At 70.5% G+C, this 17111-nt stretch carries 14 protein-coding genes and 2 pseudogenes; 3 read left to right on the plus strand and 13 right to left on the minus strand.

Features of this window, described 5'->3' with window-relative positions:
• Positions 1 to 379 precede the first annotated feature (379 nt).
• From ADK54_RS02575 to ADK54_RS02580, 3 genes and pseudogenes are all read left to right on the plus strand, one after another.
• A pseudogene (locus ADK54_RS02575) lies at positions 380 to 827 on the plus strand (ISKra4 family transposase); the annotation flags it as partial.
• Between the two features lie 7 nt (positions 828 to 834).
• Positions 835 to 1014, plus strand: a pseudogene (locus ADK54_RS47150) (hypothetical protein); the annotation flags it as partial.
• Between the two features lie 864 nt (positions 1015 to 1878).
• Positions 1879 to 2559, plus strand: a complete 681-nt coding sequence (locus ADK54_RS02580; RefSeq protein WP_053723836.1) for a phosphatase PAP2 family protein — start codon at positions 1879 to 1881, stop codon at positions 2557 to 2559.
• Positions 2560 to 2566: 7 nt separating this feature from the next.
• Here the strand turns inward: ADK54_RS02580 and ADK54_RS02585 are convergent, their stop codons facing one another.
• Genes ADK54_RS02585 through ADK54_RS02645 form a run of 13 tightly spaced genes read right to left on the minus strand, consistent with a single transcriptional unit; the run spans position 2567 to position 17108 of the window.
• Positions 2567 to 3892 carry a glutamate-1-semialdehyde 2,1-aminomutase gene (locus ADK54_RS02585; protein ID WP_053723837.1) on the minus strand — a complete coding sequence of 442 codons (1326 nt, stop codon included), beginning with the start codon at positions 3890 to 3892 and terminating at the stop codon, positions 2567 to 2569.
• Positions 3893 to 3899: 7 nt separating this feature from the next.
• Positions 3900 to 4463 (minus strand): dTDP-4-dehydrorhamnose 3,5-epimerase, encoded by a 564-nt coding sequence (gene rfbC, locus ADK54_RS02590; RefSeq protein ID WP_053723838.1) that lies wholly within the window; start codon positions 4461 to 4463, stop codon positions 3900 to 3902.
• Positions 4460 to 5701: a polysaccharide pyruvyl transferase family protein gene (locus tag ADK54_RS02595; RefSeq protein ID WP_053723839.1), complete on the minus strand. Its 1242-nt coding sequence runs from the start codon at positions 5699 to 5701 to the stop codon at positions 4460 to 4462. The genes rfbC and ADK54_RS02595 overlap by 4 nt, the downstream gene beginning before the upstream one ends.
• Positions 5698 to 6645: a glycosyltransferase family 2 protein gene (locus ADK54_RS02600; protein ID WP_053723840.1), complete on the minus strand. Its 948-nt coding sequence runs from the start codon at positions 6643 to 6645 to the stop codon at positions 5698 to 5700. The genes ADK54_RS02595 and ADK54_RS02600 overlap by 4 nt, the downstream gene beginning before the upstream one ends.
• Positions 6642 to 7958 (minus strand): hypothetical protein, encoded by a 1317-nt coding sequence (locus ADK54_RS02605; protein ID WP_078966080.1) that lies wholly within the window; start codon positions 7956 to 7958, stop codon positions 6642 to 6644. Before ADK54_RS02605 ends, ADK54_RS02600 begins: the two co-directional genes overlap by 4 nt.
• Positions 7955 to 9268 (minus strand): DUF4910 domain-containing protein, encoded by a 1314-nt coding sequence (locus ADK54_RS02610; RefSeq protein WP_053723864.1) that lies wholly within the window; start codon positions 9266 to 9268, stop codon positions 7955 to 7957. The genes ADK54_RS02605 and ADK54_RS02610 overlap by 4 nt, the downstream gene beginning before the upstream one ends.
• A gap of 20 nt (positions 9269 to 9288) precedes the next feature.
• Entirely contained in the window at positions 9289 to 10314 is a 1026-nt protein-coding gene (locus ADK54_RS02615) for an NAD-dependent epimerase/dehydratase family protein (RefSeq protein WP_053723841.1), read from the minus strand.
• Positions 10299 to 10964: a PIG-L deacetylase family protein gene (locus tag ADK54_RS02620; RefSeq protein ID WP_053723842.1), complete on the minus strand. Its 666-nt coding sequence runs from the start codon at positions 10962 to 10964 to the stop codon at positions 10299 to 10301. Before ADK54_RS02620 ends, ADK54_RS02615 begins: the two co-directional genes overlap by 16 nt.
• The gene (locus ADK54_RS02625) at positions 10961 to 11761 is read right to left on the minus strand and encodes a glucose-1-phosphate cytidylyltransferase (RefSeq protein ID WP_053723843.1); all 801 of its coding nucleotides are present in this window, start codon (positions 11759 to 11761) and stop codon (positions 10961 to 10963) included. The genes ADK54_RS02620 and ADK54_RS02625 overlap by 4 nt, the downstream gene beginning before the upstream one ends.
• Positions 11758 to 12993, minus strand: coding sequence for a class I SAM-dependent methyltransferase (locus ADK54_RS02630; RefSeq protein WP_053723844.1), 1236 nt, complete (start codon positions 12991 to 12993; stop codon positions 11758 to 11760). The genes ADK54_RS02625 and ADK54_RS02630 overlap by 4 nt, the downstream gene beginning before the upstream one ends.
• Positions 12990 to 14261 (minus strand): glycosyltransferase, encoded by a 1272-nt coding sequence (locus ADK54_RS02635; protein ID WP_053723845.1) that lies wholly within the window; start codon positions 14259 to 14261, stop codon positions 12990 to 12992. The genes ADK54_RS02630 and ADK54_RS02635 overlap by 4 nt, the downstream gene beginning before the upstream one ends.
• Before the next feature lie 8 nt (positions 14262 to 14269).
• On the minus strand, positions 14270 to 15568 hold the full coding sequence (locus tag ADK54_RS02640; RefSeq protein WP_053723846.1) for a hypothetical protein: 1299 nt from the start codon (positions 15566 to 15568) through the stop codon (positions 14270 to 14272).
• 1 nt (position 15569) lies between these two features.
• Entirely contained in the window at positions 15570 to 17108 is a 1539-nt protein-coding gene (locus ADK54_RS02645) for a right-handed parallel beta-helix repeat-containing protein (protein ID WP_078966081.1), read from the minus strand.
• Positions 17109 to 17111 lie beyond the last annotated feature (3 nt).

The following is a 17111-nucleotide window of genomic DNA, read 5'->3' on the forward strand; positions in this document are numbered from 1 at the left end:
GTACCGATTTCCCGCCTTCGGAAGGCGAGTTGTCCGGTCAGGTACTGCAGGGTGCGGCTGGACAGGCCGATCGAGGACGGGCAGACAAGCACGCGAGGCTCCTGGCAGCAAAGTGGATCTTGGTCGTGACACCGTCTACCAGGAGCCTCGTCGTTACGCAGGACCGTCCAACTCGTGGCCCAGACCGCCAGATTGAAAGAGCTCCATGTCTTGCCGACACCGAACCTTGCGGGGACCGACGTCCGTTTGTACTTCTCGGCGAGACCATCTGGTCCGAGCAGCGCGAGATCGTCGACGCGGTCCCCGTGACGCAGGGCCTGGTGGCGGCGCCGTAGTTGAACTCCGTGCAGGGCTGCATCCCGCCGACGCGGTAGCTTGCCGGGCCTCGGCCGTCGCACCAGCCGGAGGTCCTGGTGGTGTTCTGCTCCCACACGTGGCACTTGGGCGATGCCTCCGCGCCATCCCCACCCCCAGGCGGCCGCACGATGTTGATTCATCCACCCGGCGGCCGCAGCACCGCTCGCGCACCGTGGCTGGGCGCGAAAGCCGAACGGAAGTGGTGCACCGCCTCCCTCGTCCACCCTCCCAAGCCCGCCGTCGCCGACGCCTTCGCGCAGGCCGAGGCCCGTGTCCCGCACCACCGGCGCACCTGGATCGTGCTGGGCGACGGCGCCCGCCACCAGCTCGACCTGATCCACGCCGAAGCCGCCCGCCGGGACGTTACGATCCACGCGCTCCTCGACTTCGTCCACGTCAGTGAGTACGTGTGGACCGCGGAGCATTCCTTCCACAAGCCCGGCACCGCTGAGGCCGATGCGTGGGTTGCCACCCAGCAAGACCGTCAGCTGGACAGTCGGAGCCGATGACAGTCTCATACCGTTCTGCGGTGTCTCGGTGGGATTCGAGAAGGAAGGCGTGCCACCGCTGCGCACCGGGCGGGCGGACATGACAGAAACCGTGGGCTTCATCGGAGCGCGACCCGCTGACCGGTCAACCTCAGACGCGACCCGCTGACCGGTCAACCTCACAACAGACGGGACGTCAGCCGTCTCGCTTCGCTCATTGCGGGATCAAGTCTGGGCGGGGCGGAAGAAGTCGGTACCACTCCTTGCTGGAACCGCCCGGCTGACCGCCGACGAGAGGCAGGGGACGGCGACTCAGACTGAAGGCGCTGCAGGATTGGCCAGAAAGGCAGGTCCCTCCCGCATTCGTTTCCGACAGACTGGCCGGTGCTGTGGGCGGCACGGCCCCGCTCTGACATGCCCTGCAGTGCCGCCGCAGTATGGGCGTAGGGGCCCGTGTGTGTGACGCCGGTTGGCGACGGGAGCGAAGCGTGTGAGGGTGCAACACGGGCCGCGTATCCCCGCATCGCGGCCGCGGGCGCTGCTGGTCCATGGGTTGGCGCCGGACAGCGGGCGCCTCCAGCCAGGCAGGTGAACAATCCGCTCGGTGCTGTGATTCTGTCCGGCTCTTCTTGTCTCTCGGCCGTCGGCGTTGCGGTGCCGGCTTGGTAATGGCCTGGAGTCTGTGGGGAGTTGGGTGTTGGCGGGGGCCGTCTCGGCATACGTTGGACGTGCACATGATCCGGTCTGGCCATCTCCAGAGGGAGGGCGACGTGCGTCGTGCGGCGCGAAAAATGGCTGTACTGGTCACCAACACGGCGGCGCCAGTAGGGCTCTTCGGGGAGGCGGCCCTGACGGCCTCACCACCACGGCTGTTGGAGGACAACGGGTGACGCACGCCGGCAAGTCGGTCCGCCGGTCGTTGACCGGCTCGTGGTCCCACGGGGACCGGGACACAAGCCACTGAAGTCAGGATCCGGAACACCATGTACCGATCACGGCAAGCTACCGCAGGCCGACCGGGCGCGGTGGGCGTATGACCGGCCCGTCGGCGCCCGCGGTGCTGCCGCCATCGCTGCGCGCGTGGCTCGGGCTGATGGCGGTGCTCGCCACGCTGGTGGTCGTCGTGCTCGGGGTCCTGTACGTCGGCCACGACAAGCCCGGCATGATTGACCTGCGGATCCAGTCGGCGGTGGAGGGTGTGCGGCCGCCGTGGCGGTCCGTCGCTCTGGCCATGGACTTCTGGGGGGAGCCCGCCGGAGCGGCGCCGCTGGTCGTGGCCACCGTGACGGGCTGCCTGCTGCTTCGGCGTCCTCGCACAGCGGTGCTCGTCGTCGCCGGCGTCGGCATCACCGTGGGGACGGCGACGCTGCTCAAGCACCTGGTGGGACGCACCATCCACGGCGGGAACCTTTCCTACCCGAGCGGGCACACCGCCTTCTTCACCGCGCTCGCCCTCATGGTGGCGCTGCTCGCGACCGGCCGGCTCGGCCTCGGCAGGACGGCCGACAAGTTACTTGTGTTCGCCTCGGCGCTGGTCGCCGGCGCAGCCATGGGCTGGGCGCAGGTCGCCCTGGGCGCGCACTACCCGACCGACGTCCTCGGCGGCTGGTGCACCGCGCTGGTGGTGATACCGGCGACGGCGTGGCTGGTCGACCGGGCGGCCGACCGGCTGGGCGATCGGACGGCCGACGCCGCTCGGCGGGAGCATCGCTGACGCTACGTCACGCCAAGCGACGGAATGCGGGCTTCACCGGCCGTCCGGCCAGCCAGGGGGTGGGGTCGGCGGCCTCCAGTGCCTTCCGGTACACCGCACATGCCTGGGCTGCGACGTCGACGGTGCGGTCGATGTCGGTGTCGCTGAGCGCGCTGCTCACCACGAACGACGGGGCAAGCACTCCGCCCGCGAGCAGTCGGCGGAGGAACAGGGTGCGGTACTGCTGCGACGGTTGCAGGTTCTCGTCAAGGGTGGCGAAGACCAGGTTGCTGGCCCGGCCCCGGACGACGACGTGGTCGCCGACGCCCATGCTGGCCGCGGCCTCGCGGACGCCGGCGGCCAACCGCTCGCCCAGGGTGTGCAGTTGCGCGGTGATGTCCTCCTCGACGTAGGTGGTTTGCACCGCCATCGCGGCGGCCAGGGAATGCGTTTCCGCACCGTGCGTCGTGGACAGCAGGAACACCCGGTCTCCGGGGTGCCGCAGCCCGCCGCGCTCCATCAGGTCGCGGCGCCCGGCCAGGGCGGAGACCGCGAACCCGTTGCCCAGCGCCTTGCCGAACGTGGAGAGGTCGGGCACGACGCCGTACAGGCCCTGGGCGCCCGCCTCGGACCAGCGCAGGCCGGTGATCATCTCGTCGAAGACCAGTACGCAGCCGTGCCGGTCGGCCAGTACGCGCAGGCCCTGGAGGTAGCCGGGCGGCGGTTCGGTGTGGGTGGCGGGTTCGAGGATCAGGCAGGCGACCTCGTCCTCGTACCGGGTCAGCAATTCCTCCGTGGCGGTCAAGTCCCCGTACGGGAACGCCACAGTGAGCTCGGTGGTCGCCGACGGAATGCCGGCGGACATCGGCGTCGTACCGATGAACCAGTCGTCGACCGAGAAGAACGGATGGTCACCGCAGATGGCCACCCTCGGGCGCCCGGTGACGGCGCGGGCGAGGCGCACCGCCGCGGTGGTGACGTCGGAGCCGTTCTTCGCGAACTTGACCATCTCGGCGGTCGGTACTGTGGCCAGAAATCGCTCCGCGGCCTCGACCTCCACGATGGACGGCCGGGTGAAGTTGCTGCCGCGGTCGATCTCCCGCCGCACTGCCTCGAGGACGCGTGGGTGAGCGTGGCCGAGGCTGACCGACCGCAGGCCGGAGCCGTACTCGATGTAGTGGTTGTCGTCGATGTCCCACACGTGGGCGCCGCGGCCGTGGCTGATGACCGGGGCCAGGTTCTCGGGGTACTGGTCGTCTCCCTTCGCGTAGGTGTGTGCGCCTCCGGGGATCAGGGCGTGCAGGCGCTCGTTGGCCTGGCGCGACCGGGGCAGCGGGAGCTCTTCGGTGTCCAAGTCGACGTCACCCTTCCTTGTGCTTCAGGACGTGCTTCAGGGCCTCGGCGAGGCCAGGTGCCTTCCGGTCCCGCTGGGACATCGATGTGACCGGCAGCGGCCAGGCAATGGCGAGTTCCGGGTCGTCGAAGGCGATCGTCACGTCCTCGGCCGGATCGTGCGGGCGGTCGATCCGGTACGAGGTGTCGGCGGTTTCGGTCAGCGCCTGGAAGCCGTGTGCGCAGCCCGCCGGGATGTACAGGGTCACCTGCGTCTCGCCGGACAGCTCGAAGAAAGCCTGGCTGCGGTAGGTCGGTGAGTCGGGCCGCAGGTCCACGATGACGTCGAAGATCTCCCCGTACGAGCACCGCACCAGCTTGGCCTCGCCGGCGCCGGAGCGCAGGTGCAGGCCGCGCAGCACGCCCTGGACCGAGCGGGACAGGCTGTCCTGGACGAAGGCTTCCGGGTCGAGGCCCACCGAGCGGACCACGTCGGCGTCGAACGTGCGGCAGAAGAAGCCGCGCTCGTCGGCGTACGGCGTCGGCTGGAACAGGAACGCCCCGTCGATCGCCGGGACTTCGATCGCTTTCATGGTGACTCCTGCAGGGCGTGGGCGTGGTCGGCCGCCGGGAACAGGGCCGAGGTCAACGTGGTGAACTGGCGCTCAAGTTGCCGGACGGCGACCAGGTTCCGCTCGGTGAGGATCCGCCGCAGCTCCGCCGATCGCTGCTCCAGCGACCGGAACTGCTCCAGCAGCCGGCCGGCGTCGACCTCGCGAGCCGGGTGGCAGTACGCGGCAAGGCCCATCTGAGCCATGAGCGCGTCGCTCTTCGCCGCATAGCTGAGTGCGAGGGTCGGCACGCCGACCTTCAGCGCGCAGACGAGGTTGTGGTAGCGAGTCGCCACCACGGCGTCGGCGGCCGCCATCTCCTTCATGAGGTCGGCGAGCGAGGCCACCCCGGCAGCGGTGACCAGCGGCGAGTCCACTGCGTCGAGGATCGCGACGACCACCGGCGCATCGCACTCGTCGCCGGTGAGTAGCCGGACCGGCCTGCCGCCCTCAACCAGCGCGCGGACGAAGCGAGTTGTCCCGTCGAGATAGCGCCGGTGGATCTCCTCGGCCCGCTCGCGGTCGTCGTCACTGCCGTGGAAGTCCATGACGCCGACGCAGACCGGACCCGGCCGGCCCGGCGGCTCCGAGGGCGTGCCCGTCTGCGGCGTCGGCAGGGCGAAGGCGAGGTCCGGGTAGACCTCGTCGCGCGCGGTGTCCACGCCCATCTCCCGCATCGCGTCGCGGGACAGGTCGTCCCGGTAGGACCGGTACGTGGCAAGCCGCGCCGACCAGCGCACCAGGGACCTGGTCGGCCGCTTGCCGATCGGAGCGGCGCCGACGCCGACCAGCGCGACCCGGGTGCCGAACAGTCGGCCGGATGCGCAGAGCAGGAACAGCGCGTACGGAAAGCCCCACGGCCGCAGCGGCAGGGTGGCCTCCAGGACGCCCATGCCCGGCACGATCACCACGCTGTGCCGGCGCACCCAGGCGGCGGTGCGGACGGCGTCGACGACTTTGCCCAGGCCCTTCGCCGCGATCGCGCCCGCACGCGACGCGGTCCGGTACTCCCCGCGGTACCAGTGCAGTCGCGTCGCGGGGATCCGGTACCGGGTCGCGACGACCTCGGGTCCGCCGCACAGCGCGTCCACGACCGCCTCCGGGTGCTCGGCGCGGAGGTAGCCGAGTACGGCTTCCAGCGACCCGTCGTTGCCGAGGTTGCCGGAGCCCAGCAGACCGAACACCCCGACGCGCACCGGAGCTTCGTCCGCGGACGTCATGCCTGCCTCCCCTCACGTCCGGCGACGAGAGCGTCGACGGAGACGGTGATCCGGGCGGGGTCGACCGGGGCGCGGTCCTCGACCCGCTCGCCGGCGCCGGGCCGGGCCCGGCTGGTCATCCATGCGGCCAGGTGCCGGTGGCACGCGCGCCGGTCGGCCGGGGACAACGGTGCCCGCCGGATCGCGGAGGCGAAGCCCCAGACGTACTCGGCGAGCAACCGGGGCGTCGGGTGCAGCAGGCCTGCCCGGCGCGGGTCGAGGTTGACGCACCGGGCGCGCTTTCCGGGGTTCGCCCGCTCGGCACGGGTGGGATGGTCGCGGCGGAAGTACAGCAGCTCCGGCACTTGGTGGAAGGGCCCGTGCAGGACGATCTCGGCGACGAACGTGCGGTCCGCGTGGTGGTAGCTGTCGTGCGGCTTCACCCGGCGCAGCATGTCGGCTCGCATCACCCCGTAGAAGTCGTCACCACCGGGCTCGAACAGGAAACTGCGGAAGCGCTCCGGCGCGTTCGGCGAGTCGGTGGCGATCTTGTACTCGTACGGGACCTTCACCTGGCCGTCGCCGTCGATGACTGCCTGACCGGAGTGGGCGAGGATCACGTCCGGCCGCTCGTCAAGCGCCTCCACGCAGCGGCGCAGCAGGTCCCGGGCGTACAGGTCGTCGTGCGAGGCCCACTTGAACAGCTCGCCGCGGCACTCGGTGAACACGTAATTGTGGTTCGGCGCGGCGCCGATGTTCCGGGGCAGCCGGAGGTACCGGATGCGCGAGTCGCGCGCTGCGTACCACCGGCAGACGACCGGAGTCCCGTCGGTCGAGGCGTTGTCGGAGATGACCAGCTCGAAGTCCTCGTAGGTCTGGCCGAGGAGGGCGTCGAGGGCCTCGGCAAGGTACTCCTCGCCGTTGTACACAGGCAGGCCGATGCTCAACCGGGGAAGGGCGGTCATGGTGTCCTCGCTTCGCGGATGGGGGTGCGGTGGTGCTCGCGCAGGGCGGACCGCAACTGCAGCCACCACACGGCCGAGCCGCAGACGGTCGAAGCGGCGACGCCCCAGGCCGAGCCCACCGTGCCGGCCACGGCCGCTCCGCCGAGGCCGCCGCCGACATAGAAGGCGGAGGCGAACATCTGGCAGCGCAGGCTGCGCCGGGCCGCTGCGAGCGCGCGGAGCCCGGCCGCCGCGCCGGTGCCCAGGCCTGCGCCCGCGACGCCGAGCGTGACCGGCGCGATGAGCGTCGAGGCGGAGCTCCAGACGTCGCCGAGGACGAACTCGCCGAGCCGGTCCGGCATCAGCAGCAGCGCCGCGCCCCACAGCAGCGCGGCGACGGCCTGCACGCCGCCAAGGACGAGACAGAAGACGCCGAGGTGGTGCGGGGCCCGGCGCAGTACCCGTGCCGCCTCGGCGACGGTGACCAGTGAAAGGCCCATCAGCACGGCCATGAACGGGCCGAGCAGGAGCTCGGCGCCCCGCACCACGCCCACCGCGCTGACCCCGACGATCGCGCCGAGCCCGTACGCCCGCAGCTGGCCGGCGCCGCTGACGCCGACGTTCTCGACCAGGTAGCGGTAGCCGAGGTCGCGGTGTTCGCGAAGCCACTCGTGCGCTCCGGTCATCCGGGGCCGGATGCCGGACTGGACGCAGCCGTATGCGGCGGCCACCGCGGCGGACGCGCCCCAGGCGAGCACGAAAGCGGCCACGCTGCCCACGCGGGCGGCCACCACCATGGCCGGGATGAGCGCGATGCCCCACACGATGTCGTTGACGAAGGCCCTGCGCCCGGTGCCGGCGGCGAAGAACGCGTACCGCCAGGCGTCCTGCAACAGCAGCCCCGGCAGCATGAAGCCGAGGCAGGCGAACGCGGGCCCCACCCGCCCGCCGAGAGCGAGGCCGAGCACCACACACGCCGCCCCGATGGCACCGCCGACGCCGAGCGCGGTGCCCGACGACCGGGCCACCGCCCTGCGCCAGGACCAGTCCGGCACGCCGCTGAAGCGCACCACGAGAGGGTCGGTGGCCAGGCCGCGGGAGACGCTGAGCACCACGCCGTAGGTCACCCAGGCCAGGCTGAACACGCCGAACGCGGTGAGTCCCAGCGAGCGGGCGACGTAGATGCCCACCACGAAGTTGGACAGGCTGGAGGCCGCCTGGTCGGCAAGGCCCCAGGACAGCCGGCCGAGGATGGCCCGCTTGGCGGTCCGCCGGGCGTGTCGGGCCGGGACCGCCGCTGTCGTCTTCTCCCCCTTGGCGGTCATCGACGTCATGCCTTGATCAGCCCGGCGCCGCGCAGGGCGTCGGCCGCGACGGCGACGGTGTCGAACGGCAGCCCGGACCGCTCGGAGACATCGAGGAGACTGTGCTCGCCGTCGGAGAGGCTGAGCACCCAGAGCACGGCCATCTGGGCGTGCTGCGTGTCGCTGCGGCCGCCGAGCGAGTCGTACAACCCGCGTCGGCCCAGCTGTGGTTCGCCGTAGGGGCTGAGGTTGAGGTACCGCCGGTTGCGGTCGAGGACGGCGAACGCCTCGCGGCAGACGGCGAGGGTGTCCGCCATCGCCTCCGGGGAGACGAAGTCCGGGTTGTCGGCCGAGGTGTGGTACTCGGCATAACCGGCGTACGGGGTCCGGCTGAGCGAGCCCACGCCGAGATCGAATCCGGGCGAGCAGTACTGCCGCTCGTCGTAGCCGTACGGAGTGAACTCGGTGACGCGGTGCGGGCGTTCGGAGGCCAGCAGCACATGCCGCATCACCCGGTCGATCTCCGCGTCGCCGCGCCTGCTCTGCTTGTAGGTCAGTTGGCCCCGGTCGCCGGCACAGGCCAGCACGAGCCCGTGCTTGACCTTTCCCCCAGCTCTCGGCTCCGCTCGACCAGGGGATGCCCCATTGATGCGCTCCGCGTTGCGGGCCAGCCAGGTGATCGCGCCGATGGTGCCGGGCGCGTAGATGAACCGGTAGGTGTAGTAAGGGGTTTGCTCCGCCAGCGCGCGGGCCAGGAACGTCGCCACCGCGATGCCTGCCAGGTTGTCGTTGGCCAGCGAAGGGTGGCAGACGTGGCAGGAGACGATCACCTCGTCCGGGACCTGACCGGGAATCACATGCTCGGCGTAGGTGAGGTGGCCGTCTTCGAGCGTGGAGTCGATGCGTACCTCGTACTCACCGTCCGGCAGCGCGTCCAGGGTCTCCTGGGACAGGCAGAACCCCCACTCCGGCTTGTAGTAGCTGGTGCGGTACGGCACCCAACTCGGGTGGTCCGGAAGGGTGTGCAGGTGTCCGCGCAGCTCGGACAGCGGCATGGTCTTCGACACGGGCACGCTGTAGCCGAGCACGTGCAGGCTGGACGCGGCGAAGTCGACGACCCGGTTGCCGGCGGTGTCGGCGATGTACGCGTCCCGGATGTTCCACTCCTGCGGCACGGTCCAGTCGAGCACTTGAGTCCCGGTCGCCACCTCGTGCACCTGCAGCGGGATGTACTCGCCGACGATCTCCAGGGTGGCGCGCACCCCGTCGCCGGTGATGCTCCGGCAGAGCGGGTACAGCCGCTCCACCAGCGCGTGCATCTGCTGGCCGGCCGAGGTCATCGGCTGTTCGCCGGGCGCGGTCATCGGCGCCACCGCAGGGTGTCGTCGACGGTGCCGGCGTCGGACGCCGCGCGCAGCACGGCAAGGCGGATGAAGCGTCGCTCGAAGTCCTCCCGGGTCAGCCCGAACGTCCGGTAGGCATCGGCGAGTTCGAGTGCGCCCTGCTTCACCGTCCACTCGCAGTCGAAGCCGGGCACCGCGGCGCGGTACCGGGAGAAGTCCACCCGGTAGGAGCGCGGGTCGGCGCCGGTCTCGCCGGTGATCACCACCTTCGAGCCGGACACCGCCTCGGCGACCTGCTCGGCGATCTCGGCGACCGTGACGTTGTTGATCTCGCTGCCGATGTTGAACGCCCGGTCGTGCACCGCTTCGCGCGGCGCGGTCAGCGCGGCCGCGAAGGCCCGCGCGATGTCGGCGGCGTGCACCAGCGGACGCCAGGGCGTGCCGTCGGACATCACCAGGACTTCGCCGGACAGCAGCGCGTGGCCCACCAGGTTGTTCAGCACGATGTCGGCACGCAGCCGGGGCGAGAAGCCGAAGGCGGTGGCATTGCGCATGAACACCGGGCTGAAGTCGCCGTCGGCGAGCGCGTGCAGATCGTCCTCCACCCGCACCTTGGAAACCGCGTACGGCGTCACCGGGCGCAGCGGGGCGTCCTCGGCCACTAGATCGGCGCCGCCGGCGGCGCCGTAGACGGAGCAGGTGGACGCGTACAGGAGGCGCCGCACTCCGGCGTCGCGCGCCAGCCGGGCAAGGCGTACGGAGGCGTGGTGATTGATGTCGTACGTGAGGTCGGGCGCCAGCGATCCCAGCGGGTCGTTGGAGAGCGCGGCCAGGTGGATCACGGCGTCCACCCCGGCCACGTGTTCGGCCGTGACATCGCGCAGGTCCACCCGGGGCCCCGGCGGGTCCGCGGGCGGCGGGCCAAGGACGCAGTCGGCGAACAGGCCGGAGTCGAGGCCGACGACCTCGTGCCCGGCGGCCGTGAGGACCGGAGCCATCACGGTGCCCAGGTAGCCCTGGTGTCCGGTCAGCAGTACGCGCACGGTTCATCCCCCAGATTGAGCGTGAGTTTGGTGACGGCGAACGCCTCGGCATAGCGCGCGGAGCATTCGATGCCGCGGATCCGGGCAAGGCCGAGGAAGGCTTCCCGGTCGTACCAGGGCCGGTGGCGTTGCGAGGGATAGTGCTCCTGCAGCAGCCGCACTTTCCGTTCGGCGATCTCCGTCGACAGCGGCTGGTACGCCGCCGGACGGCCGAGATCGCCGTCCCACTTGACGATCTCGTAGCCGAGCACGAGGTGGTCGCGGAACGCGGTGGTCACCAGCTTCGCCAGGCTCCGGTGGTCCTGGTGCGCGTCATCGGTGCGTGGTGCAAGGACCAGATCCGGCTCGGTCTCCGTGCGCAGCTCCTCGACCGAGGCCTTGGCCTCGTCCCAGTGCGCGGGCAGTCGGCCGTCCGGCAACTTGTCTACGGTCAGCCGCAGTTCGGCACCCGGGCAGAAGGCGGCGAGTGCGGCCTGCTCCTCCTGCTCCCGCTCGCTGCCGCCGCCGGAGAGCACCAGCGCGTCGATGCGGATACCGGGCCGTGCGAGGCACGTCGTGAGCAGCGTGCCGCCGGCGCCGATGGCGATGTCGTCGCAGTGTGCTCCTACCGCGACGATCCGGTTCAGGGGCCCGGCCCCGAGCCGGATCACGCCGTCGCTCCGGCGCTCGCGCCGTCCCGTTCCCACACGGCCCACGGGCGGTCGCCCCGGGCGTACGCGTCGTCGAGCGCGGCCCGCTCCTTCACCGTGTCGGTCGGCTTCCAGAAGCCGCGGTGCTGGTGCGCCACAAGGCGTCCCCGCTTGGCCAGTTGGGCACATCCGTCGGCGACCAGGTCCCCGTTCTCCGGGATGTGGTCGAAGACCTCCTGGCGGAGCACGAAGTAGCCGCCGTTCTCCCACAGCGGCAGTTCGCTCACCGCGGTGATGCCCCCCACCAGGCCGTCCTCGCCCAGGTCCACGCAGTGGAACGACGACTGCGGCGGCACCACCATCATCGACGCACCCGCGTCGCGCCGGGCGAACCGGTCGATCATCTCCGGCAGTGGGGCATCGGTGAGCACGTCGGCGTAGTTGGCGAGGAACAACTCGTCGCCGTCCAGGTGGTGCCGCACCCGGCGCAGCCGCTCCCCGATCGGTGACTCGATGCCGGTCTGCGCGAACGTGATCGTCCAGTCGGCGATGTCGGTGGACAGCAGCTCGGTCTTCCCGCCCCGCAGAACGAAGTCGTTGGACGTCGTCTCCTCGTAGTTGAGGAAGAAGTCCTTGATGTGGTGAGCGCCGTATCCGAGGCACAGGATGAACTCCGTGTGCCCGAAGTACGCGTAGTAACGCATGACGTGCCAGATCAGCGGCCGTGGGCCGACCATCGCCATCGGCTTGGGCACGTCGTCGGACGCTCCGCTGCGCATCCGCAGCCCATAACCGCCGCAGAACAGAACCACCTTCACGGCTTGACCTCGACAATGCTCAGTTCCGGGATGGGAAAGACCAGGCGGCCGCCCCAGTCGTGCACGAAGGACAACTGCTCGACCAGCTCGGCTCGCAGGTTCCACGGCAGGACGAGGACGTAGTCGGGCTTGTCGGCGGCTATCTGCTCGGGCGGCAGGATCGGGATACGGGTGCCCGGGGTGAACCGGCCGTGCTTGTAGGGGTTGCGGTCGACGGTGTAGGGGAGCAGGTCGGGTCGTATGCCGCAGTGGTTGAGGAGGGTGTTGCCCTTGCCCGGGGCGCCGTAGCCGACGACCGCCTCGCCGCGCTCGGCCGCCTCGATGAGGAACTTCAGGAGGTCACGGCGCACCTTGGCCACCCGGGCGGAGAACTCCGTGTACCCGGACAGTTCCTGCAGACCGGCGGCCTTCTCCCGGTCAAGCACGTCGGCCACCCGCTGGGACGGCTCTCCCGCCACCTCGGCAGGCCGGGCCCACAGCCGGATGGAGCCGCCGTGCGTGGGCAGCAACTCCACGTCCACCAGCGAGAGTCCACCGCTCGCCAGCGCGCGGATCGCGGACGCGACCGTGTAGTACTGGAAGTGCTCGTGGTAGATCGTGTCGTACTGGTTCTCCTCGATCAGGGTCAGCAGATGCTGCACCTCGATGGAGACCCAGCCGTCGTCGGCGACCAGGGCGCGGAGCCCCCGCGTGAACCCGACCACGTCGGGGACGTGTGCGTACACGTTGTTGGCCACGACCAGGTCCGCCGGGCCGTGCTCGGCGCGGACGGCCGAGCCGGTGTCCGGGTTGAGGAACTCCGTGAGTGTGGGCACACCCGCATCGCGCGCCGCCGCGCCGACGTTCACCGACGGCTCGATGCCCAGGCAGCGGATCCCCCGGTCCACCACGTGCTTCAGCAAGTACCCGTCGTTGCTTGCCACTTCGACCACGAAGCCGTCGGGGCCGAGACCCACCCGCTGTACGGCATCGGCGACGAAGGTGAGCGCATGCTCCACCCAGGAGGCGGAGTAGGAAGAGAAGTACGCGTACTGGGTGAACGTGTCCTCCGGGGTGATCAGCGGAGGGATCTGCGCGAGCCAGCAGTCGGTGCACACCCGCAGGTGCAGCGGATACCCGGGCTCCGCCTTGTCCAGTTGGTCCGCGGCGAGAAAACTCTCGCACGGCGGGGTCGCCCCCAGGTCGACGACGCTCTCCAGCGCCGCCGAGCCGCAGAGTCGGCATCGTGTCATCCAGTGCCCCCATCCCTGCTCGCGCGGGTGTCCCGCCGCGAGCCGTTTCCGTTCCCTACCGGCGGCGCGCTTTCCCCGCCGCCGGACCGACCGGCGATCGCGGTTTGGTACCCCTCCACCAGGCGATCGAGGCCGACGGCCGGGCTGAACCCCTGCTCGTAACGGCTCCGGGCCGCCCGGCCCATCTCCCGGTTGCGGTCCTGCTCGGCCGTGATCCGGCGCAGGCAGGACGAGAGCGAGGCCGCCTCGCCCGGCTGGTGCAGCAACCCGGTCACTTCGTCCTCGACGAGTTCGACGAAGGCGCCGTGACCGGCGGCGACGGCCGGGACCCCGGCCGCCATCGCCTCCACGACCACCAGACCGAACGCCTCCAGCCACGTCGAGGGAGCCACCACGGCGACCGACCGTGCGATGGCCTTCTGACACTCCGCCGTGTCGTACAGCCCGACGTAGCGCACGTCGTCCCGGCCCGCTGCCCAGGCGATCACCTCTCGTTCCAGCGGCCCCGTGCCTGCGATCACGAGCGGCACGCCCACACCGCCGCCCGCCGCGATCTCGTCCCATGCGGCCATGAGCAGCCGCACGCCCTTGGCCTCCGCGAGCCGGCCGAGAAAGAGCACATGCTCGCCGTCGGCCGTCCGGCAAGTGCCGGGCTCTGGCACGAAGTTGTGCTTGACCGCGAGCCGGTCGGGTGGCATGCCCGCCCGTACCAGGACGTCGCGCTGCGCCGCGGAGATGCAGAAGAACCGCTCCACGCCGGACCACCACCGCCGCCGGTTGACCGACAGACTGACGGCGAGCGGCACCGTCGCAAGACGGGAGTTTCGGTAGCAGCCGTGCCGGACGGCGGGCAGTGGCACCGACCCGACGCACTCGGTGCACGGCCGGCCGTCCCGTTGCAGTGTGCCGGGCGGGCAGAGCTGGGTGTAGTTGTGCAGCGTGGCGACGGCGGGCACATCCGCGTCGGCGCAAGCGGCAAGCACCGCGGGCGACAGGAGCGGGAAGACGTTGTGGATGTGCACCACGTCCGGCCGCTCGGTGCGAAGGCGGGCGGCGAGTTCCCTGCGGACCGCCGGGTTCCACGGCACGAGCAGTGGCACCGCTACTTTGCCCGGCAGCGTTCGGGCGGCGATGTCGTCGCTGCGCCGCCCGAACACCTCGACCCGGTGGCCGGCCGCGCGCAGCAGCTCCACCTCCTGGTCGACGACCTTGTTCTCCCCGCTCGGCTGTGCCGAGGAGTAGCGGTTGTGCACTACGAGGATGTGCATGCTTGAGGTCACCTCCGATCCTTGGCCCAGCGCGGGAGATGCCGCCGAGGGACTGTGGGCGTCGATGGGGGAGCGGTCGCGGCGGGTGCCGCGAGGAGAGAGGCGGCCACGGCCAGATGCAGCAGATAGGGGGAGGCGTCGCCGAGTCCGGCTTCGGTGTACGACGCGATCGCGCAGTAACTGATCAGGAAGATCGCACAGGCCCTCGACAGCGAGGGTGGCCGCAGCAACGCGACGCCGGCAAGGACGATGATGATCGCCGCGACCAACCCGATGCCGGTCAGACCCTGCTCGTTGTAGACGGCCAGCCAGCTGTTGTCGATCGGCAGCCCGCCGAACGACTTGTCGCCCAGGCCCACGCCGAACAGCTGCTCCGAGGTCGTCCGGGGGGCTGCCAGCAGGGCGTCCCAGACTTTTTCCCGGCCGGTGAGGTTCGAGAAGTTCTCCTTGCTCTGTCCGCGCAGGAACCACGCCTGAAGTGCGGAGCTGAACCCCACCGCGGCCACGGTGGCGCACAGCACCGTCCAGGTGAAGAACCGGCGGGCTGCGGCGCTGCTCAGGACGAGCGAGCCGATCGCCAACGCCAGCCCGATGAGCAAGCCGAGCGTGGCCGTCCGGGTATGGGTCAACGCGAGCAGGACCAATGACGGCACGATGACCACCGCCGCACTGGCCCTGTCGGTCCGACGGCCCAGTAGGAGCAGCACGGCGAGCCCGGTGATCACCGCGGCGTACTGTCCGATCTGCGGCGGAGTGAGCGGCCACAACGCGCCGACAAGGCGCCCGCCGTAGAGGTCGGGCATGGCCGCGCCCGGTGAGACGACCAGGCCGGCGGCCACCGACGCGAGCACTGCGAAGTACATCCGGATGTGGTGCCGGACGAACGTCGGGCCGCCGTCCCACCAGCGGCTGAGCAGCCACAGCGTGCCGACGAAGAGGGCAAGCCGGGTGCACCGGAACAGCGCGCCGAACCCGGACTCCAGGTGCGCACTGGAGATCACGCTCGGCACCAGCAGCAGGGTCAGCAGGAACAAGAAGGCGCTGGCTTGGATACGCAGCCGGAGATTGAGGGCGAGCGCCAGAGCGAACGCGCCGACCAGTGAGCCCATGGTGACCAACTGGATGAGGGAGCGGGGCAGCGGGATGATGGTCCGCGCCCCGGCGGAGCCGAGCGTGTTGAGGACCAGCAACCCCCAGACGACGCCTACGGTCCTCGGTGTGCCGACCGGGCGCGGTTCGGCGCCGAGCCGTGCGCCCGCCGTGTCCGGTCCGCCCGGCAGCCCACCGGGCATCAGGTTCCCGCCCATCTCAACCACCGGCCCGCGAGGTGAGGGTGCTGCCCGTGTCCTGCTGGTACGGCGTGGCCTGCCACTGCCCGAAGTCGAGCACCCGGCTCGGGTCGTGGGCGACGAATTTCCACGGTCCGACGTAGACGTTGTCGTGCCAGCGGTTGTTCTGCTTGAGGGTGACTGCCTCAGCCACCCGTTCGCCCTGGTACGGCGACCAGTCGGGGTAGGTGCCGTAGTTGGCCAGCACTGCCATGCGGTCGCACTTCTCCGTGCACTTGACGACGGACGGGTCCAGCACGAAGCGGTTGTCGTGGATGTCCACCCGCTGGGTCTTCCACCGGCAGTCGGTGTACAGCGGCGCGGCGGCGATCGCGGGCTTCGCACACCGGTCGGACTTCGGCACCAAGAGCGTGCAGTCGCCGGACGAGGTGTTGGCCGGGCTGTTGCAGAACCGGTCGGCGTTCTCCCACAGGGTGATCCCGGACCAGTTGTTCTCCAGCACGTTCCGGGAGATCTCGATCTTGTCCGTGCGGGCTTTGATCCGAGGCTCGCCGCCGGACTCCGACACGTAGACGGCCGGATAAGGGAAGGTGTCGCCGCGGTTGGCGTACTTGCGGCCCTCGACCCAGTTGTTCCGCAGCATCGTGTTGTTCCGGACGACCGCGTTGTAACTGGTCTCGTAGATCAGCGCGGCACCGTCGTTGGCCTCGATCACGTTGTTCTCGATGCGGAAGTCGTTGTTGTTGGTGTCCGCCCACAACCCGGTTCCGTGGTTGTCGTGCACCCAATTGCCGCGTACGTCGGCGCCGTTGACGGCCCAGAACTTGACGCCTCCGGTGCAGCCGCAGCCCGGCTTCCGCCGCTCCCAGTCGTCGGTGTTGTTGGCCGCGATCTCGTTGCCCTCGACCACCAGGCCGGTGAGGGGGGCACCGGCCTTGTACGCGTTCATGCCGTACTGGCCGTTGCCGCGCAGGCAACTGGCGCGGACCTGCTGGCTGGCACCGGCCATCAGTCCGGCGCCGGAGTTGTTCTGGATCGTCGCGTGCTCGATCACCCACCCGTCGGCCGATTCGTGGTTGACCACGCCCTCGTCCTGCGGCGCGACGAATCCCTGGACGGTCAGGTAGCCGATGGTGACGTTGCGGGCGGCGCCGCCGAACGCGTACTGGTTGGTCTTCCGGCCGTCGAGCACCGCGCCCGGCGCGCCGAGGTAGCTGTCCCCCTCCTTGGGGATGACCTGGGCGTAGCGGTCCGGTTCGAGCGCGTGCTTGCCCGGGCGGAGCCAGAACGTGGTGTTCGGGGGGCTGCTCTTGGTCTTCGCGGCCAGGTCACCGACCACCGCGGGGTCGACCGTCACCGCTCCGGCCGGCGCGTCCGCCGGCCCGGCCGCAGGCTTGGCGCACACCCGGGCCACGGACGTGGAGGGAGCGCCGGACGCGGATGGTGTACCGGACGGCTCCGCCGGGGCGTCCGACGTACTCGTACAGCCGGTCGCCGCCAGCAGGGCCAGCGCCAGCGGTGCCGCCGTCAACGCCCAGTGCCGCCTTCTGATCCCCACGCG

This window comes from Streptomyces sp. WM6378 (genome assembly GCF_001279695.1).
In the GTDB taxonomy this organism is placed as follows: Bacteria; Actinomycetota; Actinomycetes; order Streptomycetales; family Streptomycetaceae; genus Streptomyces.

What these genes read in the sequence shown, in the direction of transcription:
- ADK54_RS02580 (WP_053723836.1), top strand. Translation starts at nt 1,879, where the DNA reads ATGACCGGCCCGTCGGCGCCCGCGGTGCTGCCGCCATCGCTGCGCGCG.
- rfbC (WP_053723838.1), bottom strand. Translation starts at nt 4,463, where the DNA reads ATGAAAGCGATCGAAGTCCCGGCGATCGACGGGGCGTTCCTGTTCCAG.
- ADK54_RS02595 (WP_053723839.1), bottom strand. Translation starts at nt 5,701, where the DNA reads ATGACGTCCGCGGACGAAGCTCCGGTGCGCGTCGGGGTGTTCGGTCTG.
- ADK54_RS02600 (WP_053723840.1), bottom strand. Translation starts at nt 6,645, where the DNA reads ATGACCGCCCTTCCCCGGTTGAGCATCGGCCTGCCTGTGTACAACGGC.
- ADK54_RS02605 (WP_078966080.1), bottom strand. Translation starts at nt 7,958, where the DNA reads ATGACGTCGATGACCGCCAAGGGGGAGAAGACGACAGCGGCGGTCCCG.
- ADK54_RS02610 (WP_053723864.1), bottom strand. Translation starts at nt 9,268, where the DNA reads ATGACCTCGGCCGGCCAGCAGATGCACGCGCTGGTGGAGCGGCTGTAC.
- ADK54_RS02630 (WP_053723844.1), bottom strand. Translation starts at nt 12,993, where the DNA reads ATGACACGATGCCGACTCTGCGGCTCGGCGGCGCTGGAGAGCGTCGTC.
- ADK54_RS02635 (WP_053723845.1), bottom strand. Translation starts at nt 14,261, where the DNA reads ATGCACATCCTCGTAGTGCACAACCGCTACTCCTCGGCACAGCCGAGC.
- ADK54_RS02640 (WP_053723846.1), bottom strand. Translation starts at nt 15,568, where the DNA reads ATGGGCGGGAACCTGATGCCCGGTGGGCTGCCGGGCGGACCGGACACG.